We start from the raw sequence: 8,372 nt of genomic DNA on the forward strand, positions 1-8,372 counted from the left end.
ATTAAAAAAGGCATAAGATTTAGTTTCTTATGCCTTTTTTATTTTTAATTAATGATTGAAATTCCATTATTCAATTCATCTATAAGATTTTGATTGTGTTCTATTGCTTCGGCCTGTGCGCCATATTGCATTTGTATAGAACCGCCTTTTCCGCTGTAAAAGAATCCTTGATATTTGTATAGATAATCATTGTAATCTAGCTCACATTCAAAATAATTCACTTCAATGCTGTTTATTTTTTTCTTGTAAATTTTTAGATTTTTTATTTTTCCAAACTCTTTATATTCTTCTTCAATAGTGCTTTTTAGTTTTTTATCAGATATAAAATAATCATATTCAATAAAATAAGCATTTACCAGACTGTATTTATCATGAAATTCTACATCCCAACTTTCAGATTCCGGATTTTTTATCCAGTGATCAGGATTGTATTTTATTGAATAAAGTTCTTTTCGGCTTGTATAAGTTTCTGATTTTGAATTGCTTTTGGTTTGCCCAATGGCGAAAAAGCTTGATAATAAAAATAGAAAGATTAATTTTTTTGGCATATTATTTAAGTTCAAGGGTTATATATTAAACGAAAGTAACAAATTAAAATAACTTAAATAAAAAATCAGCTTAAACAATTAAGTTGTAGCTGATTTTAAGAATATATAGAGTTGTTTTAAGGTGTGTCAGTAGTTGTATTTCCTTCTCTAAGTTTTTGATTTTCTAATATTTTTTGAATAAAAGGTTGCGTTTGAGTTTCCATTTCTGATTCAGAAATATCTAATGCTTTTGGATCTTTAGCTAATGCGTACCAAGGTTTTGGTCCGTCAAAATCATAACTTCCAAATACAATTACCGGAGTTCCTTTTACTTTTACGTTTTCTTCATCTTTCAAAATCCATTGGTCTGCCCATTTGTAAAGATATTTAGCATCTTTTTCTAATAATCTTAAACAAGAATGTGATGCAGGATAGCCTGGCAATTCATATTCATGAAAACCAACTCCTAATTTATTTTCGATATTGAAATTCCATTTTAAGTCCCATTCGTCATTAAAAGTACTCGTTGTTTTTTCAGCTTTCCAGTTGGTAAAAAACAATCCTGTTGGAGTTTGATCTTTTTTTCTTCCCATATTTGTTGGGCCTGTATAGACTAAGTCTCCATATTCATAAGCAGCAAATGTTTGCGCAGGATAAGAGAAAATCAATACTTTTGAAACCTCTTCTAAGTTTGATACGTGAAAAGGAAAAGGAAGGTAAGAAGCCAAATCGCCATTAAAATCAGTAGGCACTATAACAGAATCCTTTTTCGCAAAATTCGCTTTATCAGTTCTGTTTATAGCGTAAACGATATCCAATTTAGTCGAATCGCTTTTGTTATTTTCAAGCCATTGTTTTGTTTTTTCAAAATGAAAACCAACAGATGCGGGTTTTTTGTATTCTATAGTTTTATGAGGTTTTGCTTTTTTTGTTTCTTTAGTCGTTTCTTTTTTACAAGAACCTAATAAAACTAAAACTAGTAAAAGAAGGATATTTGATGTATAGTATAACTTTTTCATAAATTGGTTTTTTTATTGATGTAAAGTTATTTTAATCACCTCCTAAAAAGTTTACACAATTTTTTGAATTGTTTGTTTGATTCTCATTTTAAAAAATAAGAAATATCCTTAACCCATTCCATTTTGTTTTTTATCAGATAGTTTTCGTGCCCGGTTTCTTTATAAATATTGAGTTTTTTAGAACCTTTTAAATTGGTGTAAATTTCATCTATTTCTTTTCGGCTTACGCTTTTATCTTTTTCTCCGTACAACAATAAAGTAGGGCAAGTGATGCTTTTTGCATATTCCCGCGGATTATGACTAAATCCCCAAAATCCGTTTTCAAGGCCTCCCCAAAACAACAACATTCCCGCCATTGGGAAGGTTGGCGCATTTACTCTTTTAAATCTTGCATAAACCGTTTCGTACATAGAACCAAACGGACATTCGAGTATAATTGCTTTTGGTTTTATTTCATTGTCATGAATGCATTTCATAATAGCTACAGCACCCATAGAAGTCCCAAACATATAAATGTTTTTTTCTCCGGTTAGCCTTAAATACTCATATGTGGTTCTAACTTCTTCGGCTTCTTTATACCCAATTGTAGTTTGATTTCCTTCTGAATTTCCGCTTCCCATAAAATCGACAAGCATTGTACTATAACCCAGTTTTATAAATTCATCTGATTTCTCAATCATTAAAGATTTCTCACCGCCATAACCGTGAAATAATACCACGGTTCCTTTTGAATTTGGAGTTGTAATTAACCAACATTCAATTTCTTTGTTGCTTTGTAACTTTAAAGTTTGATATTTTTGAGAAGGAAATTTTGTGTTCCGTGGCTTGGGATTATTAACTCCAAAAAATACAATTTGCGCTTTGTCAAGCGAAGTTAATTTTTCTGGACTTTTAGTTTTTTCCTTTTTGCTATTGTTGTAATGCGTAAACTTATAGGCATGAAAAAGAGCAATACTATTCATTATTATAAAAATAACGAATAGTATTTTAAGAATTGTTTTTCCGTATTTAAGTAATTTCATTTAAAAGAATGTCAGAGTTTATGTTATCTAAAAATAACATATTTCTAAATCAAAAAAAACTTATATTAATCCTTTTATTTTAGCATGTTGCAACAACATAATGGTTTTAGCGTCTGTAATTTCACCAGATTCAATCATTGAGTAGGCTTCATCAAAAGTATATTCAAGAACTTCAATATTCTCCTGTTCAGCATCTAATCCGCCGCCATCGCTTACTTTCATAGTTTCATCATATTCTCCAACAAACAGATACAGAATTTCTGTTACAGATCCCGGTGACATATAAGTTTCTATAACTTTCTCAACTTTTTTTAAACGATAACCCGTTTCTTCTTCTGTTTCCCGAATAATCGCCTGCTCTGCATTATCCTTATCCAACAATCCTGCGCAAACTTCAATCATCATTCCGGTTTTATTTCCGTTAAGATACGTTGGCAAACGAAATTGTCTGGTTAGAATAACTGTTTTTTTAGCCGCATTATATAATAAAATACCGGCTCCGTTTCCGCGATCGTAAACTTCGCGAATATGCTTTTCACTTGTGCCGTTTTCTTTTTGATAATTAAAAGTGACTTTGTTTAACAGATACCAATTGTCTGATAATAATTTGGTTTCGATGATTTCAATTTCTGGATTTTTTCTCATGGCGAAAATAGTTTTGTATAAAAAAACGCTCTGTTTATCAGAGCGTTTAGTAATTATTTTGTTATTGTTTGTTTTCTGTCTGGCCCAACCGATACAATTTTGATTGGCACTTCAACTTCCTTCTCAATAAACTCGATATATTCTTTTAGCTCAATTGGCAATTGATCGTAAGTAGTCAATCCTGTTAAGTCAGCGTGCCATCCTTTAAACTCTTTATATATAGGAGTTACATTTTCAGGTTCGATGTTATACGGAAAGTGAGATATATTTTGTCCTTTATAGTTATACTCCGTACAAACTTTTAAAGTTTCAAAACCAGAAAGAACATCGCCTTTCATCATCATTAACTGAGTTACTCCGTTAACCTGAATAGCATATTTTAAAGCTACTAAGTCTAACCAGCCACAACGTCTTTGTCTTCCTGTAACAGATCCAAATTCGTTTCCAACTCTTGCCATTGTTGCACCGTCTTCGTCAAAAAGTTCAGTAGGGAAAGGTCCGCTACCAACACGTGTAACGTAAGCTTTGAAAATTCCGTAAACTTCTTTTATTTTGTTAGGCGCAATACCTAAACCGGTACAAGCTCCGGCAGCAGTAGTATTTGATGAAGTTACGAAAGGATAAGTTCCAAAATCAACATCTAATAAAGAACCCTGAGCTCCTTCGCATAAAATAGATTTCCCTGCTTTTTGAGCCTGGTACATATATTCTTCACTGTCAATAAAGTCTAATTTTTTTAATTCTTCGATAGCTTCAAAAAACTCTTTTTCAAGTTCTTCTAAGTTGTATTGAATAGCCACGTCATAAAAAGCGATCATAGCTTCATGTTTATCAGCTAAAGCTCTGTAACGTTCTTTAAAGTCTTCTAATTCAACATCTCCAACACGCAATCCGTTTCTACCGGTTTTGTCCATATAAGTTGGGCCAATTCCTTTAAGAGTAGAACCAATTTTCGCTTTTCCTTTTGATGCTTCAGATGCTGCATCTAACAAACGGTGCGTTGGTAAAATTAAATGTGCTTTTCTTGAAATGATCAATTTACTTTTGATGTGAAGGTTAAATTTCTCTAAACCTTCAATTTCTTTTTGAAAAACTACCGGATCTATTACAACACCATTACCAATGATGTTTATTGAATTTTTATGAAAAATTCCAGAAGGAATGGTTCTTAATACATGTTTAATTCCGTCAAATTCTAATGTATGTCCTGCATTTGGTCCTCCCTGAAAACGTGCAATAATATCATAATTTGAGGTAAGAACGTCAACAATTTTTCCTTTACCTTCATCTCCCCATTGTAATCCTAGTAATAAATCTACGGTCATTCTGTTTTAATTTGCGTTAGGGCAGTTTAATTTACCCTACTGATTATGTAGTTAATTTTCTTTTTTTTATTTTTTAAATAATTCCCTTTCCGGATTATATTTTTTGTTTTTTGTTCCCGTAGAAATAAAGTGAATGATTCGTAATTTCGATATCAAATATTTCTTCGATTGTTTTTTTGATGGTTTGAATTCTTGGGTCGCAAAATTCGATTACTTCTCCAGAATCAGTCATGATAATGTGATCGTGCTGCTTATCAAAATATGATTTTTCGTAGTAAGCCTGATTTTGCCCAAATTGATGTTTTCTAACCAAAGCGCAGTCTAACAATAACTCGATCGTGTTGTATAAAGTTGCTCTACTCACACGATAGTTTTTGTTTTTCATTTTGATATAAAGATTTTCTATGTCAAAATGCTCTTCGCTCTCGTAAATTTCCTGAAGTATAGCATAACGCTCAGGAGTTTTGCGATGCCCTTTTTGTTCAAGATACATTGTAAAAACATTTTTTACAATTTCTTGATTCTTAGTGTTGTCAGTTGAAATGAGTGTCATATCCGGCAAAGATAATTTTTTATTTTTAATGAATAAAAGTTTCGGGTTTAAACTTTAACGTTCAAATTTGATTTTGATTAGTAATAATGCACCAAATACAGGGTTTTGCATCTATAATTTTCAAAAAGTTCGCAAGAACTTAATTAACATAATTATTTTTATTTATGATAAAACTAACAAATTTTTATTTCGTTTTTGTCATGTACATGTACCAGTTCCATTCCCATGTTTTTCCTTTGTCATCAGACATCGCCTGACTCCAGACAGGATTATTTTGATCTCTTGCATTCCAGCGAAAAACCTGAATTACATCTTTTCCTTCATAAATATCTTTAGAGAAAAAATGGCCAACATTGTTTTCAAAAGAACCAATTACAGGTTTGTCAAGAACTCCGGTATTTGAATCGGACCAATAAATACTCCACAATTTTGTTTTCGGATTAAAAAGGCGCACTGTCATTCCTTCAAAAGGTTCACCATCAAAAGTGGCGAGGAAATTATCGATATTTCCAATTCCGTTCAGGATTTTATACATTTCCTGAGTCGATGGAAATTCTATCCATTCATCAGAATTTGCAAATCTTTGTTTTAGTTTTTTGTTGCGAATTACAGATTTTCCCTGAAAAAAATCAAAATCATCTTTGGATGAAGATTCGGAAGCAACAATTAAAAGTTCTCCATTTTCATCAAAGTTTACTTTAGGAATTTCCAAAGAATCTGTTTTCATAATTATAGTTTTTTAAACTCGGGAAGAAATATTTATTTACGTTCTGTATTCGCGGGTTACTTTGTCAACGCCGTCGATTTTTTTAATGGCATTAATCATTTTTTTTAAAATCGTATTGTTCTTTACAATAACCGCAATCTGACCGTGAAAAATTCCGGCATCCGTACTCAACGAAATACTCTGAATGTTTACGCTCATATTGTTCGAAATTACTTTCGTCAATTGATTCGTAAGTCCCAAAACATCCATTCCGGTAATATTGATAATGGCTTTAAATTCTTCCTGCGAAGAGTCAATCCATTTGGCACTCATAATACGATAAGCATAATTTGACTGCATTCCGATTGCGTTCGGACAATCTTTTTTATGGACTTTTATTCCTTCATTGATGGTTACAAATCCAAAAACATCATCTCCGGGAATTGGGTTACAACATTGCGAAAGTTTATAATCGAGTTTGTCATGTTCTGTTCCAAAAACCAACATATCATAATTACTGCTAATGACAGGTTTATGAATGTCTTCTGCGGCTGTATTGTTGTCTTTATTTCTTTTAATTTTATTTTTAAAGAAATTGATAAACGAGTTGCTTTTTTGGGCAGCATAATCTTTTAATTGCTGATTTTCTATCGCACCAATTCCAACTCTGTAAAATAAATCTAAGCTCGTTTTTAGTTTGAAAAAGTTTACCAATTCATTGATAACCTGTTCGTTAATTGTTACTTTTAAGTGTTTTAGCTTTCTGGTAAGCAATTCTTTTCCTTCCTCGGCGATTTTTTTGGTATTCTCGTTAAGAACGTTTTTAATTTTATTTTTCGCTCTCGAAGTCGTTACATAATCAAGCCAGTTTATCGTTGGTTTTTGATTGGCAGATGTAATAACTTCGACCTGGTCACCACTTTTAAGTTCATGATTTAGCGGAACCAAACGCCCGTTGACACGAGTTCCTCTGGTTTTTATCCCAATTTCTGAGTGAATACTAAATGCAAAATCAAGCGAAGTGGCACCTTTTGGCAACGATTTTATTTCTCCTTTTGGGGTAAAAACAAAGATTTCTTTTGAATATAAATTCATTTTAAAATCTTCCACAAAATCAACCGCATTGGTTTCCTGATTTTCTAGTGCTTCACGAAGTAAATTCAGCCAGACATCTAACCCGCTTTCTTCGGTTGCGCCATTTTTATATTTGTAATGTGCCGCGTAGCCTTTCTCTGCAATTTCATCCATACGCTCACTTCGGACCTGCACTTCAACCCAACGGCCTTTCGGACCCATTACGGTTATGTGCAAAGCTTCGTAACCGGTTGATTTTGGAGATGAAATCCAGTCGCGCAGACGACTCGGACTTGGTCTGTAATGATCTGTTACAATCGAATAGATTTTCCACGCCACGAATTTTTCATCGTGCGGATCTGATTTATAAACAATTCTGAGGGCGAATTTATCATACACTTCATCAAAACTTACATTTTGAGCGCGCATTTTTCGGCGAATCGAATAAATAGATTTAGGACGTCCTTTTATGATGTAATCAATATTTTCTCCGTCTAGAGATTTCTTTAAAACATCTGAAATATCTTTTATATAAGCATCCTGTTCTTCTTTAGTTTCACGAATTTTGCTTACAATATCTTCATAAACTGCAGGTTCGGTATATTTTAAACCTAAATCTTCCAGTTTTGTTTTTATGTTATAAAGTCCCAAACGATGGGCGAGAGGAGCGTAAATGTATAAAGTTTCAGAGGCGATTTTGGTCTGTTTGTATTCCGCCATCGAATCCATAGTTTGCATATTATGAAGACGATCTGCCAGTTTGATCAAAATAACACGAACATCATCGTTAAGAGTCAGGATCATTTTACGGAAATTCTCTGCCTGCATAGAAGCATTAAGGTCTTTTTGAACCAACGAAATTTTGGTTAAACCCTCAACCAATTGTGCCACTTTTGGGTTGAATAAACGCTCAATATCTTCAACTGTTATAGGTGTATCTTCAACAACATCGTGCAATAATGCCGCAGCAATAGAGGTCGCTCCCAAACCAATTTCAGAGGCAACAATTTTTGCAACTGCAATAGGATGAAAGATATACGCTTCTCCAGATTTACGACGTTGTTCTTTATGGGCATCGACAGCCACATCAAAAGCCTTACGAATAAGTTTTTTGTCTGCAGGCGATAAAGTTTGGTAGCTTATTCGAAGTAATTCTTTGTATTCGTGCGCAATTGCTTTGTTTTCTTTTTCTATATCTATTTCTATCATAACGGCATAGTTCAAGTACTAAAAATAGCAATAAGTTTGAACATACGCAAGGTTTTAGATTTCTGATTTTAGATTTTAGATTTTAGATTTTTGATTGACAAAAGGACTTCGACTTCACTCAGTCTGACAGAAAAATAAATAAATTTCAATGTGTAAAATTCCAAATTCCAATAAAAAAGAGCGTAGCGATTTTTTATAAATCTAAAATCTAAAATCTAAAATCTAAAATCTAAAATCTAAAATCTAAAATCTAAAATCTAAAATCTAAAATCTAAAATCTAAAATCTAAAAT

The 8,372-nt window shown here is 32.5% G+C and carries 8 protein-coding genes; all 8 read right to left on the minus strand.

Annotated elements, in window-relative coordinates; genetic code table 11:
- Positions 1-44: 44 nt before the first annotated feature.
- The 8 genes from EV143_RS18715 to EV143_RS18750 all read right to left on the minus strand — a co-directional run bounded on the left by EV143_RS18715 (position 45) and on the right by EV143_RS18750 (position 8,080).
- Positions 45-548: a hypothetical protein gene (locus EV143_RS18715; protein ID WP_133509466.1), complete on the minus strand. Its 504-nt coding sequence runs from the start codon at positions 546-548 to the stop codon at positions 45-47.
- 116 nt (positions 549-664) lie between these two features.
- Entirely contained in the window at positions 665-1,546 is an 882-nt protein-coding gene (locus EV143_RS18720; RefSeq protein ID WP_133509467.1) for a L,D-transpeptidase, read from the minus strand.
- An 83-nt stretch (positions 1,547-1,629) separates the two neighbouring features.
- Positions 1,630-2,568, minus strand: a complete 939-nt coding sequence (locus EV143_RS18725) for an alpha/beta hydrolase (protein WP_133509468.1) — start codon at positions 2,566-2,568, stop codon at positions 1,630-1,632.
- A gap of 60 nt (positions 2,569-2,628) precedes the next feature.
- Entirely contained in the window at positions 2,629-3,213 is a 585-nt protein-coding gene (locus EV143_RS18730) for an NUDIX domain-containing protein (RefSeq protein WP_133509469.1), read from the minus strand.
- Between the two features lie 53 nt (positions 3,214-3,266).
- Positions 3,267-4,538: an adenylosuccinate synthase gene (locus tag EV143_RS18735; RefSeq protein ID WP_133509470.1), complete on the minus strand. Its 1,272-nt coding sequence runs from the start codon at positions 4,536-4,538 to the stop codon at positions 3,267-3,269.
- A 94-nt stretch (positions 4,539-4,632) separates the two neighbouring features.
- Entirely contained in the window at positions 4,633-5,091 is a 459-nt protein-coding gene (locus EV143_RS18740; RefSeq protein ID WP_133509471.1) for a Fur family transcriptional regulator, read from the minus strand.
- Positions 5,092-5,275: 184 nt separating this feature from the next.
- Positions 5,276-5,818: a hypothetical protein gene (locus EV143_RS18745; RefSeq protein ID WP_133509472.1), complete on the minus strand. Its 543-nt coding sequence runs from the start codon at positions 5,816-5,818 to the stop codon at positions 5,276-5,278.
- A gap of 36 nt (positions 5,819-5,854) precedes the next feature.
- The gene (locus tag EV143_RS18750) at positions 5,855-8,080 is read right to left on the minus strand and encodes a RelA/SpoT family protein (protein ID WP_133509473.1); all 2,226 of its coding nucleotides are present in this window, start codon (positions 8,078-8,080) and stop codon (positions 5,855-5,857) included.
- Between the last annotated feature and the right edge of the window lie 292 nt (positions 8,081-8,372).

The sequence above is a fragment of the Flavobacterium chryseum genome (genome assembly GCF_004362015.1).
Classification (GTDB): domain Bacteria; phylum Bacteroidota; class Bacteroidia; order Flavobacteriales; family Flavobacteriaceae; genus Flavobacterium.

What these genes read in the sequence shown, in the direction of transcription:
- EV143_RS18715 (WP_133509466.1), bottom strand. Translation starts at nt 548, where the DNA reads ATGCCAAAAAAATTAATCTTTCTATTTTTATTATCAAGCTTTTTCGCC.
- EV143_RS18720 (WP_133509467.1), bottom strand. Translation starts at nt 1,546, where the DNA reads ATGAAAAAGTTATACTATACATCAAATATCCTTCTTTTACTAGTTTTA.
- EV143_RS18725 (WP_133509468.1), bottom strand. Translation starts at nt 2,568, where the DNA reads ATGAAATTACTTAAATACGGAAAAACAATTCTTAAAATACTATTCGTT.
- EV143_RS18730 (WP_133509469.1), bottom strand. Translation starts at nt 3,213, where the DNA reads ATGAGAAAAAATCCAGAAATTGAAATCATCGAAACCAAATTATTATCA.
- EV143_RS18735 (WP_133509470.1), bottom strand. Translation starts at nt 4,538, where the DNA reads ATGACCGTAGATTTATTACTAGGATTACAATGGGGAGATGAAGGTAAA.
- EV143_RS18740 (WP_133509471.1), bottom strand. Translation starts at nt 5,091, where the DNA reads ATGACACTCATTTCAACTGACAACACTAAGAATCAAGAAATTGTAAAA.
- EV143_RS18745 (WP_133509472.1), bottom strand. Translation starts at nt 5,818, where the DNA reads ATGAAAACAGATTCTTTGGAAATTCCTAAAGTAAACTTTGATGAAAAT.
- EV143_RS18750 (WP_133509473.1), bottom strand. Translation starts at nt 8,080, where the DNA reads ATGATAGAAATAGATATAGAAAAAGAAAACAAAGCAATTGCGCACGAA.